The organism is Streptomyces sp. NPDC001194 (genome assembly GCF_042896985.1).
Lineage (GTDB): Bacteria > Actinomycetota > Actinomycetes > Streptomycetales > Streptomycetaceae > Streptomyces.
Genome location: NZ_JBIAXU010000003.1, coordinates 359443 through 377461 on the forward strand (window position 1 = coordinate 359443; position 18019 = coordinate 377461).

Consider the following 18019-nt stretch of genomic DNA (forward strand, 5'->3'; position numbering starts at 1 on the left):
GGGGAACGGGCGGAGGGCGGGCGGGGGAGAAGGCCCGCGGGGATCGCGTTACAGCGTGCGCAAGAGCACCGCGGGGGACTCCACGCAGTCCGCCACGTAGCGGAGGAAGCCGCCCGCCGTGCCGCCGTCGCAGACCCGGTGGTCGAAGGTCAGGGACAGCTGGACGACCTGGCGGACCGCCAGCTCGCCCCGGTGGACCCACGGCTTCGCCATGATCCGGCCGACGCCGAGCATCGCCGCCTCCGGGTGGTTGATGATCGGCGTGGAGCCGTCCACGCCGAACACCCCGTAGTTGTTCAGGGTGAACGTGCCCCCGGTGAGGTCGGCCGGGGCCAGTTTCCCGGCCCGGGCGACCTCGGTGAGGCGGGCGAACTCCGCCGACAGCGACTCCGGGTTCCGCGTCTGCGCGTCCCGGACGACCGGGACGACCAGCCCGCGCTCCGTCTGCGCCGCGAAGCCCAGGTGCACGGAGGGCAGCCGTACGATCTCGTTCGCCGCGAGGTCCACGGTCGAGTTGAGCTCGGGGTACTTCGCCAGCGCGGCCGTGCAGATCCGGGCCAGCAGCGCCAGCACGGAGATCTTCGGACCGCCCACCGCGTTCATCGCGGCCCGCGCCGCCATCAGCTCGGTCGCATCGGCGTCGACCCAGCACGTGGCGTCCGGGATCTCCCGGCGGCTGCGCGACAGCTTCTCGGCCACCACGCCGCGCAGGCCCTTCAGCGGTACCCGCTCGCCCTCCGGGGCAGCCGCCGCCGCGGGGGCGGTGACGGGAGCCTGCTCCGGCGCCCGGCGCGCCGCCTCGACGTCCGCACGCAGGATCAGCCCCTCGGGACCGGACCCGCGCAGCGCGCGCAGGTCGATCCCGTGGTCCCGGGCCAGCTTGCGCACGAGCGGCGAGATCACGGCCACCGGCCCCGTCACGACGGGACTCGTTGCCACGGGACCCGTCACGACGGCAGCGGGAGCGGGCGTGGGTGCGGCGGCGGCAGCCGGCGCTGCGGAGCCGGGTCGCACCCGCCTCCGACGCGCCGTGCGCGAGTGGTCCGTCCCGTAGCCGACCAGGACGTTGCCCGAGCCGGAGTCCTCGGGCTCCACCGCCTCGTCCGCCCCCGCGCCCACCGCCACCGTGATCAGTGGTGCTCCGACGGGGAGTTCCGTGCCCTCCTCCCCGAACCTGGCGGTGACCACACCGCCGTAGGGGCACGGCACCTCCACCATCGCCTTGGCCGTCTCGACCTCGACCACCGGCTGGTCGATGGCGACGACGTCGCCCACCGCCACCAGCCAGCGGACGATCTCGGCCTCGGTCAGTCCCTCCCCGAGATCGGGGAGCTTGAACTCCATTACCTGCGGCATCAGTTCTCCCACTGCAGGCGGGCCACGGTGTCCAGGATCCGGTCCACACCGGGCAGGTGGTGCTTCTCCAGCATCGGCGGCGGGTACGGGATGTCGAAGCCCGTCACCCGCAGCACCGGCGCTTCCAGGTGGTGGAAGCACTTCTCCTGGATGCGCGCGACGATCTCCGCGCCCGGTCCGCCGAAGCCGTTCGCCTCGTGGACCACCACCGCGCGGCCCGTGCGGCGTACGGAGGCCACGACCGCCTCCTCGTCGAACGGGACGAGGGAGCGCAGGTCCACGACCTCCAGGTCCCAGCCCTCCTCGCGCGCCGCCTCGGCCGCCTCCAGGCACACCGGCAGCGAGGGCCCGTACGTGATCAGCGTGGCGCTCGTGCCGGTACGCCGGACGAGTGCCTTCCCGATCCCCGGCACGGCCGCCGGCGCCGCCGGGTCCCACTGCGCCTTGGACCAGTACAGCCGCTTCGGCTCCAGGAAGATCACCGGGTCGTCGCTGGCGATCGACGCGCGCAGCAGCCCGTACGCGTCCTCGACGGTCGCCGGGGTCACCACGTGCAGACCGGGCGTGGCCACGTAGTACGCCTCGGAGGAGTCGCTGTGGTGCTCCACCCCGCCGATCCCGCCGCCGTACGGCACGCGGATGGTGATCGGGAGCGGCATCGCGCCGCGCGTCCGGTTGCGCATCTTCGCCACGTGCGAGATCAGCTGCTCGAACGCCGGGTAGGCGAACGCGTCGAACTGCATCTCCACGACCGGCCGCAGCCCGTACATGGCCATGCCCACCGCGGCGCCCAGGATCCCGGCCTCCGCGAGCGGGGTGTCCGTGCAGCGCTCCTCGCCGAACTCCTTCGCGAGGCCGTCCGTGATCCGGAAGACCCCGCCCAGCGTGCCGACGTCCTCGCCCATGACGTGGACCGTCGGGTCCTCCGCCATCGCGTCGCGCATGGCCCGCTGCAGCGCCTGCGCCATCGTCGCCGGCTTCACGGCCACCGTGGTCACGACTGCTCCTCCGCGTCGAGCTCGGCGCGCAGCATCTCCGCCTGCTCGCGGAGCCGGCCGGTCTGCTCCGCGTAGACGTTTTCGAACAGGTCCATCGGGTCGAGCACGGGCTCGGCGTTCATCCGGTCGCGCAGGGTCGCGGCCATCACCTCGGCGGCGTCCTTGGCCTCCTGGATGCCCGCCTCGTCCAGCATCCCGCGGGCGGTCAGCTCGCGCTCCAGCAGCTCCACCGGGTCGTGCGCCTTCCATGCCTCGACCTCGGCGTCACCGCGGTAGCGGGTCGCGTCGTCGGCGTTCGTGTGGGCCTCGATGCGGTACGTGACCGCCTCGATCAGCGTCGGTCCGCCGCCGGCCCGGGCCCGCCGGACGGCCTCGGACAGCACCTCGTGCATGGCGGCGATGTCGTTGCCGTCGACGAGGCGGCCGGGCATCCCGTACCCGACGGCCTTGTGGGCCAGGGTGGGGGCGGCCGTCTGCTTGGCCAGCGGGACCGATATGGCGAAGCCGTTGTTCTGCACGAGGAAGACCACCGGGGCCTGCCAGACGGCGGCGAAGTTCAGCGCCTCGTGGAAATCGCCCTCGCTGGTGCCGCCGTCGCCCACCATGGCGAGCGCGACCACGTCGTCGCCGCGCAGCCGGGCCGCGTGCGCCAGGCCGACCGCGTGCGGCAGCTGGGTGGCGAGCGGGGTGCTCAGCGGTGCGATGCGGTGCTCGCGCGGGTCGTAACCGGTGTGCCAGTCGCCGCGCAGGAGGGTCAGCGCCTGGACGGGGTCCAGGCCGCGCGCCACGGCCGCGAGGGTGTCGCGGTAGCTCGGGAAGAGCCAGTCCTGCTCCTCGAGGACCAGCGCGGCCGCGATCTCGCAGGCCTCCTGGCCGACGGTGGAGGGGTACACGGCCAGTCGGCCCTGCCGGGTGAGGGCGGTGGCCTGGGCGTTGTACCGGCGCCCGCGCACCAGCTCGGCGTAGCAGCGGCGCATCAGCGCGGCGTCGAGCTTCTCGGCGGCCGGCGTGCCCAGCACCCGGTACGGCTCGGGGTCCGGGAGCAGCGGGGCGGCATCCGTACGGGGCCTCCAGGCGGGCGGCGGGGTGGATCGGTGGGACGCACCGGCACCGGGCAGCTCTTGGACCGTCATGGCGGCGTACACCTCCTCGTGGGAAGTCGTCTGGGCGCCCGGGGGGTACCCCCGGCGGTGACCGGGGGCTGTGAGGCGCCTCACCAACCGATTGTTCGGTCGATGGCGCAATTTGGCTACAGGCGGCTCCAGGCTGTGGACAAAGTGGCGCCGGGGCCCTGGGATGGGTGCAGGACGTCCAGGAGAGGGAGGCAGTGGGCAATGCCGGATGAACAAATGGCCGCATCGGGTTCCACGCCGGGTTCCGTGCCGGTGCCACCGGGCGGTGCACCTTCGGCCCCACAGACCCCGCCCACGCCGCCGCGTCCCCTCGATCCCATCGACCGTTCGATCATGCGCCTGCTCCAGGCGGACGGCCGCGCGTCGATACGTTCGGTGGCCGAGCAGGTCCACGTCTCGCGCGCGAACGCCTACGCCCGGATCAACCGCCTGATCGACGACGGCGTGATCCGCGGGTTCACGGCCCGCGTCAACCACGAGAGGGCGGGCCAGGGCGCCTCCGCGTACATCACCCTGAAGATCGTCCAGAACTCCTGGCGCACGGTCCGCGAGAAGCTCCGAGAGCTCCCGGGCGCGGCCCACATCGCCCTGGTAAGCGGGGACTTCGACGTCCTGCTGCTGGTCCACACCCCGGACAACCGCACGCTGCGCGAGCTGGTCCTGACCCGCCTCCAGTCCATCCCGGAGGTCCTGTCGACGCGCACCCTGCTGGTGTTCGAGGAAACGGACCTGCTCGATGCCGGCCCCGGCCCGAACGGCGCGCAGGCCATCTCCGAGGAGTAGCCGGGCCCGGGAGGCCGCCGGGGGGAACGGCAGAGCCCCGGGAAGGCCGTGAGGGCCTTCCCGGGGCTCCGTACGAGACCGGTTGCGCGATTACTTGGTCTCGTAGTAGCCGAACATGTCGACGATCAGGTCGGTGGTGTCCCAGCTCTGGTTCCAGAAGTCGACGACGCCGTTGACGCCGCCCGAGCTCGCCTGGACCAGGTTCGGGACGGTCTGGCCGGCCGTCCAGTTGAGGGTGGACGACGTGGGCCGCGCCGGGGTGACGTCGGTGCCCTTGTCGTAGTCGTTGGGGTGGTTCGGGTCCGGGGCGACCGACAGGAACCCGTCCTGCTTCGTGTTGGTCACCGTCGTGTTCAGGACGTAGCCGGAGATGCCCTCCTCGTCCGTGGAGATCGGCATCCAGATGTAGCCGCGGGCGTACATCGGGCCGTAGCCCCAGGCGCGCGTGTCGAGCATGCGGCGCGGCGCGAGGGACATGAAGGCCCCCGAGCTGTCCGGGCTGTAGTAGCCGACGACGTCGACGATGACGTCGGTGCCCGCCCAGGCGCCGTTGAAGATGTTGACCTTGCCGTCGGCACCGACGGGCACGATCACCGAGTTCGCGACGGTCTGCTTGGCCTTGAAGTTCACGTTGGACGTGTTCGGGGCCGACTGACCGCTCGGGTAGGCCGTCAGGTGGCCGTCCTCGCGCGGGTTGGTGACGGTCACGTTCAGCGCCACGGCGGTGGCGTTGTTCGGCACGTACCAGCCGCCGAGCTGCACGCCGATCGACTTGCGGCCGCCGACCTGGCCCTGCGGCGCGCCCTGGCCGGAACGGGTGTCCACGGCGCGGACCGGGGTCATCGGCGTGTAGCCGCTGGCCGCGGTGCGGGTGAAGTAGCCCGTGATGTCGGCGATCAGGTCGACCGGCGACCAGCTGCCGTTGTAGAGCTCGACGGTGCCGTCCTTGCCGACCGGCACGATCACCATGTTCGGGACGGTCTGCGCGGCCACGAAGTTGACGTTGGACGTCGTCGGACGCGTGGTGCCGCCGGGGTACACGGTGATGTGTCCCGGGTTGGAGGTGTCGGTGGCGGTGACGTTCAGGGCCACGGCCGTGACGCCCGCCGGGATCTTGCCGTTGCCGGCGACCTTCAGCTTGACCGTGGAGTAGGCCTGGACCATGCCCCGCGGGGCTCCGGTGCCGTCCCGGGTGTCCAGGAGGCGGGTCGGGGCGTACGGGGTGAAGTCCGAGCCGACCGTCGAGAGCGGCAGCTCGTTGACGGACTCGGCCTGGTTCACGGTGTCCGTGACGGTGACCTTGACCTTGTACTCGCCGAGCTCGGCGTAGCTGTGCTTGAGCGACACCTCCTGGCCCGGGTAGGCGTCGGTGCCGTCGGTCGTGCCGTCGCCCCAGTCGTAGGTGACCTTGAGGGTGGCGCCCGCGACGCTGACGACCTGGGCGCGCAGCTCGATGCCGTGCGCGGAGAAGCTCTTCGCGTCGAGGACGAGGCCCAGCTCCGGGTTGCCGGCGGCGGCGGTCTCCGCGCCCTGCGCGGTGGCGCTCGCGGCGGCCTTGCCCTTGGCCGCGGGCAGGGCCTTGCGGACCGAGTTCCCCTTCGGGCTGTGGAAGGTCTTGGCATCAGCCGTGCCGAGCTTGGCCAGGTCCGCTGCGGGAGCGGACACCCCCTTGGCCACCGGCGCGGACGAACCTGCGGCCGGACCGGCCGCCTGGGCCGCACCCGGGATGAAACCAACGCTGGCCGCGACGACAACGGCAGCGGAAACTACAAGACGGCGACTGCGCACCGGCCCCCCATTTTCTGTTACTGCTTGAACGCGTTCGAAAGCTCGCTCATCGTACAGAGTTCGCACAGCAGTTCATCAGAAAATATTCGCCAAGATCGTACGGCTCGTGACGGGGAGCTAGCCGCGAACCGTCCGCAGACCGTCCAGGGCCATGTGGACCACCGCGTCGGCCAGCTGGTCCGCCGTCGTACCGGGGTGCGGGCGGTACCACTCGACCAGCGAGTTCACCATCCCGAACAGCAGGCGGGTGGCCAGCCGGATGTCCACGTCCGCCCGCAGGTCCCCGTCCGCCGCCGCGGCCTTCAGGAGCTCCGCGACCTGGTGGTCGAACTCGCGGCGGCGCTCCAGGGCCCAGCGCTCGGTCCGGGTGTTGCCCCGTACCCGCAGCAGCAGCGTCACGTACGGGAGCTCGGCGACCAGGACCTCGACCGTGCGGCGGGTGACGTACTCGACCCGCTCGACCGCCCGGCCGCGCACCGCGCCCGGCTCCTCCAGCACGGCGAAGAGCCCGTCGAGCGCCCGGCTGACGGCCCGCTGCAGGAGCTCCTCCTTGCCCGCCACGTGGTGGTAGATCGAGGACTTCGAGATGCCCGCCGCCTTGGAGAGGTGCTCCATGGAGGTGCCGTCGTACCCGCGCTCGTTGAAGACCTGGACGGCGACGGACAGGAGCGTCTCGGGGGTGTAGGTGTCCCGCTTGACGGTGGTCATGCAGTCTCCTCCGCGGCGCTCTCGTCGCTGTCGTCGTCGCCTTCTGCGCCCTCGGCGTAGCCGAGCTTGAACAGCGCCAGCGAGGGCGCGTAGCGGCCGCCGGGACAGCGCTCGTCGAGGTGGTGCAGCAGGTCGTACGCCCAGTCGCGGCCGAGCCGGTCGTGCCATTCGGACGGACCCAGCGGGTAGTTGACGCCGAGCCGCATCGCCGTGTCGACGTCCTCGGCGGTGGCCGCGCCGCGCGCGACGGCGTCGGCGGTCAGGTCGATCAGCATCGCGACGGTGCGGGCCACGATCATGCCGGGCACGTCGCCGATGACGGAGACCTTCTTGCCGAGCTTCTGGAAGAGGCCGACCGCCTCGGCGAGGGTGCGCTCGCTGGTGTCCTCGCCGGCGGAGAGCGCGATCCGGGTGGCCCCGCGGTAGTCGAGCGCGAGGTCGAAGTAGACGACGTCGGCGAACTCGATCGAGGTCTTGCCGTCCGCGAGCACCAGCTGGCCCTCTCCGGGCAGCTGGATGTACGGACCTCCGTGCCCGGTGGAGGTGACCGCGATCCCGGCCTCCTCCAGCAGCTCGACGAGCCCGGCGGCGGGACCGAGGTCGCCGACCACGGTGACCTTCTCCGGGGCCTCCTCGGGACCGGCGGTGTGCGGGGCCGCGGCCTCGGCGTCCGGACCGTACGGGAACCAGCCGTGTCCCGATTTGCGGCCCAGACGGCCCGACTGGACCAGCCGGCGCTGCGCGAGGGACGGGGTGAACTTGGGGCTGCGGAAGAACGACTCCCACACGGAACGGGTGACGGCCTCGTTGACGTCCTGGCCGATCAGGTCGGTCAGCTGGAACGGGCCCATCTTGAAGCCGCCGCTCTCGCGGAGGACGGCGTCGATGGTGGCCGGGTCGGCGCCCTGCTCCTCGTACACCGCGAAGGCCTCGGCGTAGAAGGGGCGGGCGATCCGGTTGACGATGAAGCCCGGGGTGTCGGCGCAGCGGACCGGCGTCTTCCCCCAGCCCAGCACGGTGCGGTACGCGCGCTCGGCGGCGGCCGGGTCGGTCGCGAACCCGCTGACCACCTCGACGAGCGGCAGCAGCGGGGCCGGGTTGAAGAAGTGCAGGCCGAGGAAGCGGCCGGGGTGCGCGAGACCGGCGGCGAGCTCGGTGACGGAGAGGGAGGAGGTGTTGGTGGCCAGCAGGGCGTCCGGCGAAACCACCTCTTCGAGGGTTTCGAAGAGCGCGCGCTTGATGGTGGCGTCCTCGACGACGGCCTCGATGACGAGCGCGGCATCCGCGAGGTCGGCGAGGGCGGAAGCCGCCTCGATCCGGCCGATCGCGTCCTCGGCGTCGGCGCGATCGAGGCGGCCCTTCGCGGCCATGCGGTCGACGCGGTCCTGGACGATCCCGACGCCGCCGGCGGCGAGGCTGGCGTTGATGTCGTAGATCAGCACCCGGTGACCTGCGAGGAGGGCGACCTGGGCGATGCCCTGCCCCATGGTGCCGGCGCCGACGACCGCCACAGTGAGGGACCGCTCGATTGCTGTCATGTCCTGATCCTCCCGCACCGGGTTATCCACAGGCCCGCCGGGCCCTCTTGTCCCGACCGATCGTTCGGTTACTCTAACTCCAGTCTGCTCTTCTTCACCCGCCCCTGCCTGATCTCAGTCTGCGAACCAGCCTGATCTTGCCCGGCTCAACGAGGAGTTGGTCCCTGATGGCCGCCGAGCTCACCGTCCCCCTGCTGTCCGACAAGCACCGGTCCACCCTGGACCAGGCCCTGGCGGCCATCCGCAGCCGCGCCTACTGGTCCCCGCATCCGGAGCACCCCAAGGCCTACGGCGAGACCGCCCCGGCCGACGGGCTGGCCGCCTTCGAGGCCGTCCGCGGCACCCGGTTCGACCTGGACCAGCCCGGAACCGACGGCTGGACCGGCGCGGAGGTCTCCCCGTACGGCCCCGAGCTGGGCGTCGAGTACCCGCACGCCGACCCGGACGTGCTGCTGCCCGCGATGAAGGCCGGCATGGGCGCCTGGCGCGACGCCGGACCCGAGGCCCGCGCCCTGGTCTGCATCGAGATCCTGGCCCGGATCGGCGCGCGGACGCACGAGTTCGCGCACGCGGTCATGCACACCAGCGGCCAGGCCTTCATGATGGCGTTCCAGGCCGGCGGCCCGCACGCGCAGGACCGCGGCCTGGAGGCGGTGGCGTACGCGTACGAGGAGCAGACCCGCGTCCCCGGCCAGGCCGACTGGTCGAAGCCGCAGGGCAAGAAGGACCCGCTGGATCTCGGCAAGACCTTCACCGCCGTCCCGCGCGGCATCTCGCTCATGATCGGCTGCAACACCTTCCCGACCTGGAACGGCTACCCGGGCCTGTTCGCCTCCCTGGCCACGGGCAACGCGGTGCTGGTCAAGCCGCACCCGCGCGCCGTGCTCCCGCTGGCGCTGACCGTGAAGGTCGCCCGCGAGGTCCTCGCCGAAGCGGGCTTCGACCCGAACCTGGTGGCGCTGGCCGTGGAGCGGCCGGGCGAGGGCATCGCCAAGACCCTGGCCGTCCGCCCCGAGATCAAGCTGATCGACTACACCGGCTCGACCGAGTTCGGCGACTGGCTGGAGACCAACGCCCGCCAGGCCCAGGTCTACACGGAGAAGGCCGGCGTCAACACGGTCCTCGTCGACTCGACCTCGAACTACAAGGGGATGCTCTCCAACCTGGCATTCTCGCTGTCCCTGTACAGCGGCCAGATGTGCACCACCCCGCAGAACCTGCTGATCCCGCGGGACGGCATCGAGACGGACGCCGGCCCCAAGACGTACGACGAGGTCGTCGCCGACCTCGCGGCCTCGGTCGGCGGCCTGCTGGGCGACGACGCCCGGGCCAACGCACTGCTCGGCGCCCTGGTCAACCCGGACGTCAAGACCCGCCTGGAGGCGGCGGCCGGCCTCGGCGAGGTGGCGCTGGCCTCGCGCGAGGTGGTGAACCCGGAGTTCCCGGACGCGGTGGTCCGCACCCCGGTCATGGTCAAGCTGGACGCGGCCAAGGCCGACCCGGAGGCCCCGTACCTGTCGGAGTGCTTCGGCCCGGTGTCCTTCGCGGTGGCCGTGGACTCCACGGCCGACGCCCTGGACCTCCTGCGCCGCACGGTGCGCGAGAAGGGTGCGATGACGGTCGGCGCCTACACCACGTCGGCGGAGACCGAGCGGGCCATCGAGGAGGTCTGCCTGGAGGAGTCGGCGCAGCTCTCCCTGAACCTGACGGGCGGGGTCTACGTCAACCAGACCGCGGCCTTCTCGGACTTCCACGGCTCGGGCGGCAACCCGGCGGCCAACGCTGCCCTGTGTGACGGCGCCTTCGTCTCGAACCGCTTCCGCGTGGTGGAGGTCCGCCGCCAGGCCTGACGGCGACGGCAGGAGCGGGCCCGGCGTGGCGGCGCCGGGCCCGCTTGACCCTCGACCTGGTGGAGGTCCCAGAGTCGTGGGTGTGGAGAGCGACATGCGCAGCATCGGCGAGATGGGCCGGGACAGCGGGCTGGGGGTGAGCGCCCTGCGGTTCTACGACCGCGCGGGCGTCCTCGTACCGGCGTGGGTGGATCCGGCGACCGGGTACCGCTGGTACGCGCCCGAGCAGTTCGGCGAGGCCCGGCTGCTGGCCCGGCTGCGGCGCTCCGGAATGCCGCTCGCGGACATCCGGCTGGTCCTGGCGGGCTGGGCCGGCGGGGACACCGGCCTGGTGCCCCGGCTGCTCGACGGGCATCTGCGTCGGCTCGAACGCGGGCTGGCCGACGCCCGCGAGGAACTCTCCACGGTACGAGCCCTACTCGGACACAAGGAGACCTCCATGACCACCGCCACCACCGGCACCCGGCTGACCGTGCCGGGCAGCGAGCTCGCGGCCGCCCTGGACGCCGTGCGCCACGCCGCCGGAACCGACCCCGAGCTGCCGGTGCTCGGCGGGATCCACTTCGACATCGAGGGCGACGCCCTGCACGTCGTGGCCACGGACCGCTACCGGATGGCCGTCGCCCGTACGCCCACCGCCGGCCACGGCGGCGGCCGGGTCCGGGTGACCGTGCCCACCCCGCTCGCCGACGCGATGCGCGCCCTGCTGACCGGCGGAGCCCCGGCCCGGCTCACCGTGGACGGGGACAGGGTGGACCTGGAGACCGAGGGCCGCCAGGCCGCCGGGCAGAGCCTCGGCGAGGAGTTCCCCGACTACCGGCGCCTCACCCGGCTGCCCGAGGGCCGCCGCCTCACCCTGGACGTGCCCGCCCTGCGGCAGGCCCTCGGCGAGCAGGAGGGCGAGGTGTGCGTCCTCGTGCTCACGGACACGGTGGCCGTCGGCGACGAAGACGCGGCCGGGGACCGGGTGGGGGTCAATCCCGCCTTCCTGCTGGACGCGCTGGCCACCGGGGACGAACTGCTGCTGGAGTACATCGGGCCCAGGGCCCCGCTCGTCCTGCTGCGCCCCGACGTCGAGGACGCCTTCTCGCTCCTGATGCCGGTCAGTCTCGAGGCATGACCTCCGGCCCGCCCCAGTGGAAGAGGGCCATGGCCACGCTGGTGGCCAGGTTGTAGCTGGAGACCTGCGGACGCATCGGCAGGGAGACCAGGTGGTCGGCCCGTCCGCGCAGCTCGGGCGAGATGCCGTGGCGCTCCGAGCCGAAGGCGAGCAGGGCGTCGTCCGGGAGGGTGAGGGCGCGGATGTCCTCGCCCTCCGGGTCGAGCGCGTACAGCGGCCCGGCGGGCAGGGTGTCGAGGTCCACCCGGTCCACGGTGGTGGCGTAGTGCAGACCGGCTCCGGCGCGGACCACGTTGGGGTGCCAGGGGTCGAGGTCGCCCCGGGTGACGACGCCGGTGGCGCCGAAGCCCGCGGCGAGCCGGACGACGGCGCCGACGTTGCCGAGGTTGCGGGGGTTGTCGAGCACGACCACGGGCGCGGTCCGCGGCCGCCGGTCGAGCCGGGCCCGCCCCTCGGCCCGGTCGGGCCGCACGGCCAGCGCCGCGACCCCGGTGGGATGCACCCGGTTCACGAGCGTCCGCAGCTCCCCCGCGCTCACGAGCCGGGCCACGTCCGCCGCCACGTCCGGAGCCAGCTCGGCGGCCAGCGCCCGTACGCCGTCGGGATCGTCGGCCACGACCATCCGCACGTCGGCCCCGAACCGCAGCGCGTGCTTCAGCGCGTGGAACCCGTCGAGGAGTACGAGGTCCTCCCGCCCGGCGGCCTCCCGCCACTGCCGTGCGGTCTCGTCGGGGCTCCCGTGCTGCTCAGTCATACCGCCGAGCGTACGGGCCGCGGCCGGCCGCCTCCGCCCCCTGCCCGTCCTCGGCCCCGCGCAGGCCCGGCCCCGCCGGCGCGACGGCCGCGACGGCCGCGGCGGCGTCCGGCGCCGCGTCCGGCGCGGGTACCACCCGGCGCACCCCGCCGGAGGCCCTGGCTCCCAGCCAGACCAGGAACGCCGTCGGCAGGAACACCGCGTCGGCGGCGATCATCGCCAGAGAAAAGAACGGCAGCCCCAGGAGCACCGCGATCCCCGCGTGCTCCAGCATCATCAGCGCCAGCAGCACGTTCTTGATCCGCCGGTTGAACACCGTGAACGGGAACGCGACCTGCACCGCCACCGTCCCGTACGACAGCAGCATCACCATCGTCCCGCTCCCCGCCAGGACCCCGGACAGCCCCGGCCACGGCGAGAAGTAGTCCAGCCCGAGCGGGTAGTACAGCGCGGTGCCGTCCTGCCACCGCGACCCCTGGATCTTGTACCAGCCGGCGGTCGCGTAGATCAGGCAGACCTCCGCCATGATCACCAGCAGCCCCGCGTTGTGCACCAGGTTCGCCAGGACGTCCAGGACGGCCCGTCCCTCGCCCTGCGGCTCGTACCGGTCCACCATCCACCACAGCGCGCACACGACCCACAGCGCCGCGAACGCCGCCAGCCAGCCGTAGCCGAACCGCTCCGTCACCGCCCCGTACGCGAACACCGCGCCCAGCACGCCCCACAGCACCGGCCCGGCCGCCCCCGCCGAAGCCGACCCCCGAAGCCGCGCGCGCCGCGCGTCCAGCGACCACACCCGCGCGCACCGCGTCAGCACCAGGTAGATCGCCATCAGGTGGATGACGTTGTCCCCGCCGTCGCCCATGAACACGCTGCGGTTCTGCAGCGACAGCACCCCGACCATGAACACCACGGACGTCGCCCGCGTCCGCCAGCCCAGCATCAGCAGCAGGCTCGACAGCACCGACACCGCGTAGACGGTCTCGAACCACAGCCCCGAGTCCGACCACATCAGCACCGAGAAGGCGTGGTTCGAGGCGATCAGGCGCTCCGCCAGCCCGAAGCTCCAGGGCCCGTCCGGCCCGTACAGCTCACCGCGGTGCGGGAGTTCCCGCAGCAGGAAGAACAGCCAGGTCGCCGAGAAGCCGATCCGGACGACGGCGCTCTGGTACGGGCCCAGCGCCCGCCCGCTGACCCGGGCGACGGCCCGCCCGGCGGCGGCGCGCGCCCGGGCGGCGGCCCGCGCGGCGGCCGGTGCCCGCCTCACAGCGTCCACCACGGCAGCTCCCGGTAGTACGTCTGGGTGTCGGTCTTCTCGTCGCTCCACGGCGGCGCCGGCACCGCCCGCGTCGCCGAGCGCAGCTGGATCCGTACGATCTCGCCCCGCGCCCCGGTCCCGTCGTCCGCGAGCCGGTTCAGCGCGATCCGGCGCAGGTACTGCTCCGACAGCTCGCCGCGCTCGCCGACCGGCATGTTGTCCTCGTCGTGCGAGCCGGTGAAGAAGTCCCAGGCCCGGCGCAGCTCGTTCTGCCGGGTGTGGCTCGGCAGCAGGCTGTGCCGGATGGCCGCGCCGTCCTCGGCCGACAGGTCCCGCCAGCCGACGGGAACCAGCTCGCCGCCGGGGCCGGAGCGGACCTCGGCCCGTACCTCCACCGCGATGTTCTGCTGCAGCGGGTTGGGGGCGAAGAGCTTCCAGTTCTGCTCGAACTCGGGGTAGATCCAGTCGTCGACCGCCTGCGCGTGGCGCTTGCTCACCGTGTTGGACGGGGCGACGTGCAGGAAGACCAGCGCCAGGTGGGCGCATGCGGCGAGGCCCACGGCGGCCAGGGCGAGGGCCGTGACGACGCGGTACGGGGCGGACAGGCCCGCGATCCCGGGAGCCCGCGGCGTCGTCGCCCGTTCGGCGGGCGGTCCCGCGGACGGCTCGGCGGCGGGCTCGGCGGCCGCTTCGGCGGGGGGCACGGCGGCGGGATCGACCGGCGGATCCGCCGGCGGACGGGCCCCCGGGACCGGGGCGGCCGACGCGGCGGCGACCGGTGGATCGATCGGCGGGACGGCCGGCGGAACAGCTGCTTCCGCGGGCTCGCGCTCGTTCGATTCCATCCCGCCCCGATCATCCGGCGTCCACAGGGTTGACCTCAGAGGTTGACACCCTACGGGCCGCCGACCCACCATTGAAGAGTACGAACCGAACGATCGGTCGGTCGGGCGGTCAACAATCTCTGGCAGGGGGCCGGGATGGTGGCAGTGACCCCGGAAACGGGGCAGGACTCAGGCCTCGAGGCTGACCTCGGGGCACAGCTCGCGGCGGCCTTCGACGCCGCCGTGGCGGCCGAGGAGCGCGTCGAGCCGCGGGACTGGATGCCCGAGGCGTACCGCGCCTCGCTGGTCCGCCAGATGGCCCAGCACGCCCACTCCGAGATCATCGGAATGCAGCCCGAGGCCAACTGGATCACGCGCGCGCCCTCGCTGCGCCGCAAGGCGATCCTCATGGCCAAGGTCCAGGACGAGGCCGGTCACGGCCTCTACCTGTACAGCGCCGCCGAGACCCTGGGCACCAGCCGCGACGAGCTGCTCGACAAGCTGCACTCGGGCAAGCAGAAGTACTCGTCGATCTTCAACTACCCCACCCTGACCTGGGCCGACGTCGGCGCGATCGGCTGGCTCGTGGACGGCGCGGCGATCACCAACCAGGTGCCGATCTGCCGCTGCTCGTACGGGCCGTACGCCCGCGCGATGGTCCGGATCTGCAAGGAGGAGTCCTTCCACCAGCGCCAGGGATTCGAGCTCCTCATGGCCCTGTCCAAGGGCACCGAGGCGCAGCACGCGATGGCGCAGGACGCCGTGGACCGCTGGTGGTGGCCCTCGCTGATGATGTTCGGCCCGCCGGACGACGAATCGGCGCACTCCGCGCAGTCCATGGCCTGGCGGATCAAGCGACATTCCAACGACGAGCTGCGCCAGCGCTTCGTGGACATCGCCGTTCCGCAGGCCGAGGCGCTGGGCCTGACCCTGCCCGACCCGGACCTGAAGTGGAACGAGGAGCGCGGGCACCACGACTTCGGCGCGATCGACTGGGCCGAGTTCTGGGACGTGCTCAAGGGCAACGGCCCGTGCAACGAGCAGCGGATCGGCCAGCGGCGCCGGGCCCACGAGGAAGGCGCCTGGGTCCGCGAGGCGGCCGCGGCGTACGCGGAGAAGCACAGCGCACACCACGCCGTACAGAGCACGGCGACGAACGAGGAGGCAGGGGTATGACGCAGAACTGGCCACTGTGGGAGGTGTTCGTGCGCTCGCGCCGCGGTCTTTCGCACACGCACGCGGGCAGCCTGCACGCACCCGACGCGGAAATGGCCCTGCGCAACGCCCGCGACCTCTACACCCGGCGCAACGAGGGCATTTCGATCTGGGTGGTGCCCTCCACCGAGATCACCGCGTCCTCGCCGGACGAGCGGGACCCGTTCTTCGCCCCCTCGGCCGACAAGCCGTACCGGCACCCGACCTTCTACGAGATCCCCGAGGGGGTGCACCACCTGTGAGCAGCATCGATGCCACTTCTCCCGACGTCACGGCGTCGGCTGCCCTCGCGCTCGGGGACGACGCGCTGATCCTCTCCCACCGCCTCGGCGAGTGGGCGGGGCACGCCCCCGTCCTGGAGGAGGAGGTCGCCCTCGCGAACATCGCGCTCGACCTGCTCGGCCAGGCCCGCGTCCTGCTGTCCATGGCCGGCGACGAGGACGAGATGGCCTTCCTGCGCGAGGAGCGGTCCTTCCGCAACCTCCAGCTGGTCGAGCAGCCGAACGGGGACTTCGCGCACACCATCGCCCGCCAGCTCTACTTCTCCTTCCACCAGCACGAGCTCTACGCGGAACTCGCTGCCGGCGACGGCCCGTTCGCCCCGCTCGCGGCCAAGGCCGTCAAGGAGACCGCGTACCACCGCGACCACGCCGAGCAGTGGACCCTGCGGCTCGGCGACGGCACGCAGGAGAGCCGCGCCCGCATGCGGGCCGCCCTCGACGCGCTGTGGAAGTACACCGGCGAGATGTTCCAGCCGGTCGACGGAGTCGACGGCGTGGACTGGGCCGCCCTGGAGGGCCGCTGGCTGGCCGCCGTGGGCGGCGTACTGGAGCGGGCCGGGCTCGCGCTCCCCGAAGGCCCGCGCTCCGGCGCCTGGGCCGCCGGGGCGGGCCGCGAGGGCCTGCACACCGAGTCCTTCGGCCGGCTGCTCGCCGAGATGCAGCACCTGCACCGCAGCCATCCGGGGGCGTCATGGTGACGGACCGGCCGCGCACCGCGGCCCCCGAGGCCGGGACCGGGGCGCCCGCGGCCCCCGAGGCCACGAGCCGCCTGGAGGCGGAGCTGGCCGAGCTCGCCGGCTCCGTCCCCGACCCCGAGCTGCCCGTCCTCAGCCTCGCCGAGCTGGGCGTGATGCGCGGAGTGCGGATGTACGAGGACGGCCACGTCGAGGTCACCCTGACCCCGACCTACACCGGCTGCCCCGCCATCGAGGCCATGTCCGCCGACATCGAGCGCGTCCTGACCGGCCACGGCATCCCGGACGTGCGGGTGCGCACCGTCCTGGCCCCGGCCTGGTCCACCGACGACATCAGCGCCGAGGGGCGGCGCAAGCTCGCCGAGTTCGGCATCGCCCCGCCCCGCCCGCACGCGGCCGGCGGGCCGGTTCCGGTCACCCTCTCGGTCCGCTGCCCGAACTGCGGATCGACCGACACCGAGCTGCTCAGCCGGTTCTCCTCCACCGCATGCAAGGCGCTGCGCCGCTGCACCGCCTGCCGTGAACCGTTCGACCACTTCAAGGAGCTGTAGATGGCCGCGTCCACGCCGTCGCCCACGTCGGGCTCCGGGCGCCCCGCCCGCCACGGCGCCTTCCACCCGCTGACGGTGGCGGCGGTCGACCGGCTCACCGACGACTCCGTGGCGCTGACCCTGCGCGTCCCCGAGGAGCTGCGCGGCGAGTACCTGCACGCCCCCGGCCAGCACCTCACCCTGCGCCGCCGCACCTCCGAGGGCACGGAGGTCCGCCGTACGTACTCGATCTGCTCGCCCGCCCCGGACCCCGCGGGCCCGGGCCCGGCGGCGCTGCGGGTGGGCGTGCGGCTGGTGGAGGGCGGCGAGTTCTCCACGTTCGCCCACAAGGAGATCGCCGCCGGCGACGTGCTGGACGTGATGGTCCCGGCCGGACGGTTCGTCCTGGAGCCGGCCGCCGCCCCGGCCGGCGGACACTACGCGGCGATCGTCGGCGGCAGCGGGATCACCCCGGTGCTGTCGATCGCCGGCTCGCTGCTGGCGGCGCGGCCCGACGCCCGGTTCTGCCTGGTCCGCAGCGACCGTACGGCCGCGTCGACGATGTTCCTGGACGAGGTCGCCGACCTCAAGGACCGCTTCCCCGACCGCTTCCAGCTGGTGACCGTCCTCTCCCGCGAGGAGCAGGAGGCGGGGCTGCCGTCCGGCCGCCTCGACGAGGAGCGGCTGAAGGCGCTGCTGCCCGCGCTGCTGCCGGTCGCGGAGGTGACGGGCTGGTTCCTGTGCGGCCCGTACGGGCTGGTCATGGGCGCGGAGCGGGCCCTGGGCGCGCTCGGCGTGGTCCGGACCCGGATCCACGAGGAGATCTTCCACGTCGAGGACACGGCCGCACCGGCCCCCGCCGCGGCCCCGTCGCACGTACGGGTCACGGCCCGCCTCGACGGCCGCTCGGGGACCTGGCCGGTCCAGGACGGCGAGTCCCTGCTGGACGCCGTGCTGCGCAACCGCGCGGACGCCCCGTACGCCTGCAAGGGCGGGGTCTGCGGCACCTGCCGGGCGTTCCTGGTCACGGGCGAGGTCCGGATGGAGCGGAACTTCGCGCTGGAGTCGGAGGAGACGGAGGCCGGATTCGTGCTGGCCTGCCAGTCGCACGCGGTGACCGAGGAAGTGGAGATCGACTTCGACCGCTGAGGCAGTCGCCCTCCCGCGCTGTCCATTTCCCTCGTCCTG

The 18019-nt window shown here is 72.9% G+C and carries 17 protein-coding genes; 8 read left to right on the forward strand and 9 right to left on the reverse strand.

Annotated elements, in window-relative coordinates:
• Window positions 1-48 precede the first annotated feature (48 nt).
• From ACFY1T_RS09685 to pdhA, 3 genes are read right to left on the reverse strand one after another with little or no spacing between them, the layout of a single operon-like run.
• A complete protein-coding gene (locus tag ACFY1T_RS09685) occupies window positions 49-1356 on the reverse strand; it encodes a dihydrolipoamide acetyltransferase family protein (RefSeq protein WP_390787712.1) in 1308 nt (435 codons plus the stop codon).
• On the reverse strand, window positions 1356-2324 hold the full coding sequence (locus ACFY1T_RS09690; RefSeq protein ID WP_199813601.1) for an alpha-ketoacid dehydrogenase subunit beta: 969 nt from the start codon (window positions 2322-2324) through the stop codon (window positions 1356-1358). The genes ACFY1T_RS09685 and ACFY1T_RS09690 overlap by 1 nt, the downstream gene beginning before the upstream one ends.
• 26 nt (window positions 2325-2350) lie before the next feature.
• Window positions 2351-3487 (reverse strand): pyruvate dehydrogenase (acetyl-transferring) E1 component subunit alpha, encoded by a 1137-nt coding sequence (pdhA, locus tag ACFY1T_RS09695; protein WP_030857619.1) that lies wholly within the window; start codon window positions 3485-3487, stop codon window positions 2351-2353.
• Window positions 3488-3688: 201 nt separating this feature from the next.
• Between pdhA and ACFY1T_RS09700 the strand changes: the two genes are divergently transcribed.
• Window positions 3689-4270 carry an Lrp/AsnC family transcriptional regulator gene (locus ACFY1T_RS09700; protein ID WP_390787713.1) on the forward strand — a complete coding sequence of 194 codons (582 nt, stop codon included), beginning with the start codon at window positions 3689-3691 and terminating at the stop codon, window positions 4268-4270.
• 90 nt (window positions 4271-4360) lie between these two features.
• Here ACFY1T_RS09700 and ACFY1T_RS09705 read toward each other — a convergent pair whose 3' ends face one another.
• The 3 genes from ACFY1T_RS09705 to ACFY1T_RS09715 form a co-directional block, all read right to left on the reverse strand.
• On the reverse strand, window positions 4361-5935 hold the full coding sequence (locus tag ACFY1T_RS09705; protein ID WP_390787714.1) for a PKD domain-containing protein: 1575 nt from the start codon (window positions 5933-5935) through the stop codon (window positions 4361-4363).
• Window positions 5936-6175: 240 nt separating this feature from the next.
• Entirely contained in the window at window positions 6176-6766 is a 591-nt protein-coding gene (locus tag ACFY1T_RS09710; protein WP_030857624.1) for a TetR/AcrR family transcriptional regulator, read from the reverse strand.
• Entirely contained in the window at window positions 6763-8304 is a 1542-nt protein-coding gene (locus ACFY1T_RS09715; protein ID WP_390787715.1) for a 3-hydroxyacyl-CoA dehydrogenase, read from the reverse strand. The genes ACFY1T_RS09710 and ACFY1T_RS09715 overlap by 4 nt, the downstream gene beginning before the upstream one ends.
• 167 nt (window positions 8305-8471) lie before the next feature.
• Here ACFY1T_RS09715 and paaN point away from each other — a divergent pair, with 167 nt between their 5' ends.
• Together paaN and ACFY1T_RS09725 are read left to right on the forward strand one after the other, a co-directional pair.
• Window positions 8472-10154 (forward strand): phenylacetic acid degradation protein PaaN, encoded by a 1683-nt coding sequence (gene paaN, locus ACFY1T_RS09720; protein WP_390787716.1) that lies wholly within the window; start codon window positions 8472-8474, stop codon window positions 10152-10154.
• A 94-nt stretch (window positions 10155-10248) separates the two neighbouring features.
• A complete protein-coding gene (locus ACFY1T_RS09725) occupies window positions 10249-11274 on the forward strand; it encodes a MerR family transcriptional regulator (RefSeq protein WP_390787717.1) in 1026 nt (341 codons plus the stop codon).
• Here the strand turns inward: ACFY1T_RS09725 and ACFY1T_RS09730 are convergent.
• The 3 genes from ACFY1T_RS09730 to ACFY1T_RS09740 are packed head-to-tail and all read right to left on the reverse strand — an operon-like array spanning window position 11258 to window position 14131.
• Window positions 11258-12028: a TrmH family RNA methyltransferase gene (locus ACFY1T_RS09730; RefSeq protein WP_390787718.1), complete on the reverse strand. Its 771-nt coding sequence runs from the start codon at window positions 12026-12028 to the stop codon at window positions 11258-11260. The two genes, ACFY1T_RS09725 and ACFY1T_RS09730, sit on opposite strands and share 17 nt — an antisense overlap.
• Window positions 12021-13295: an HTTM domain-containing protein gene (locus ACFY1T_RS09735; RefSeq protein ID WP_390787900.1), complete on the reverse strand. Its 1275-nt coding sequence runs from the start codon at window positions 13293-13295 to the stop codon at window positions 12021-12023. The genes ACFY1T_RS09730 and ACFY1T_RS09735 overlap by 8 nt, the downstream gene beginning before the upstream one ends.
• Entirely contained in the window at window positions 13292-14131 is an 840-nt protein-coding gene (locus ACFY1T_RS09740) for a DUF5819 family protein (RefSeq protein ID WP_390787719.1), read from the reverse strand. The genes ACFY1T_RS09735 and ACFY1T_RS09740 overlap by 4 nt, the downstream gene beginning before the upstream one ends.
• Window positions 14132-14266: 135 nt before the next feature.
• On the opposite strand from ACFY1T_RS09740, the gene paaA reads away from it, so the two are divergent.
• From paaA to ACFY1T_RS09765, 5 genes are read left to right on the forward strand one after another with little or no spacing between them, the layout of a single operon-like run.
• Window positions 14267-15286 carry a 1,2-phenylacetyl-CoA epoxidase subunit PaaA gene (gene paaA / locus ACFY1T_RS09745; RefSeq protein ID WP_384704783.1) on the forward strand — a complete coding sequence of 340 codons (1020 nt, stop codon included), beginning with the start codon at window positions 14267-14269 and terminating at the stop codon, window positions 15284-15286.
• Window positions 15283-15567 (forward strand): 1,2-phenylacetyl-CoA epoxidase subunit PaaB, encoded by a 285-nt coding sequence (gene paaB, locus ACFY1T_RS09750; protein ID WP_030857641.1) that lies wholly within the window; start codon window positions 15283-15285, stop codon window positions 15565-15567. Before paaA ends, paaB begins: the two co-directional genes overlap by 4 nt.
• Complete coding sequence (gene paaC / locus ACFY1T_RS09755) at window positions 15564-16304, forward strand: 1,2-phenylacetyl-CoA epoxidase subunit PaaC (protein ID WP_390787720.1); 741 nt, start codon at window positions 15564-15566, stop codon at window positions 16302-16304. The genes paaB and paaC overlap by 4 nt, the downstream gene beginning before the upstream one ends.
• The gene (paaD, locus tag ACFY1T_RS09760; RefSeq protein WP_390787721.1) at window positions 16298-16852 is read left to right on the forward strand and encodes a 1,2-phenylacetyl-CoA epoxidase subunit PaaD; all 555 of its coding nucleotides are present in this window, start codon (window positions 16298-16300) and stop codon (window positions 16850-16852) included. Before paaC ends, paaD begins: the two co-directional genes overlap by 7 nt.
• Entirely contained in the window at window positions 16853-17980 is a 1128-nt protein-coding gene (locus tag ACFY1T_RS09765) for a 2Fe-2S iron-sulfur cluster-binding protein (protein WP_390787722.1), read from the forward strand. It abuts the gene before it with no gap.
• Window positions 17981-18019 lie beyond the last annotated feature (39 nt).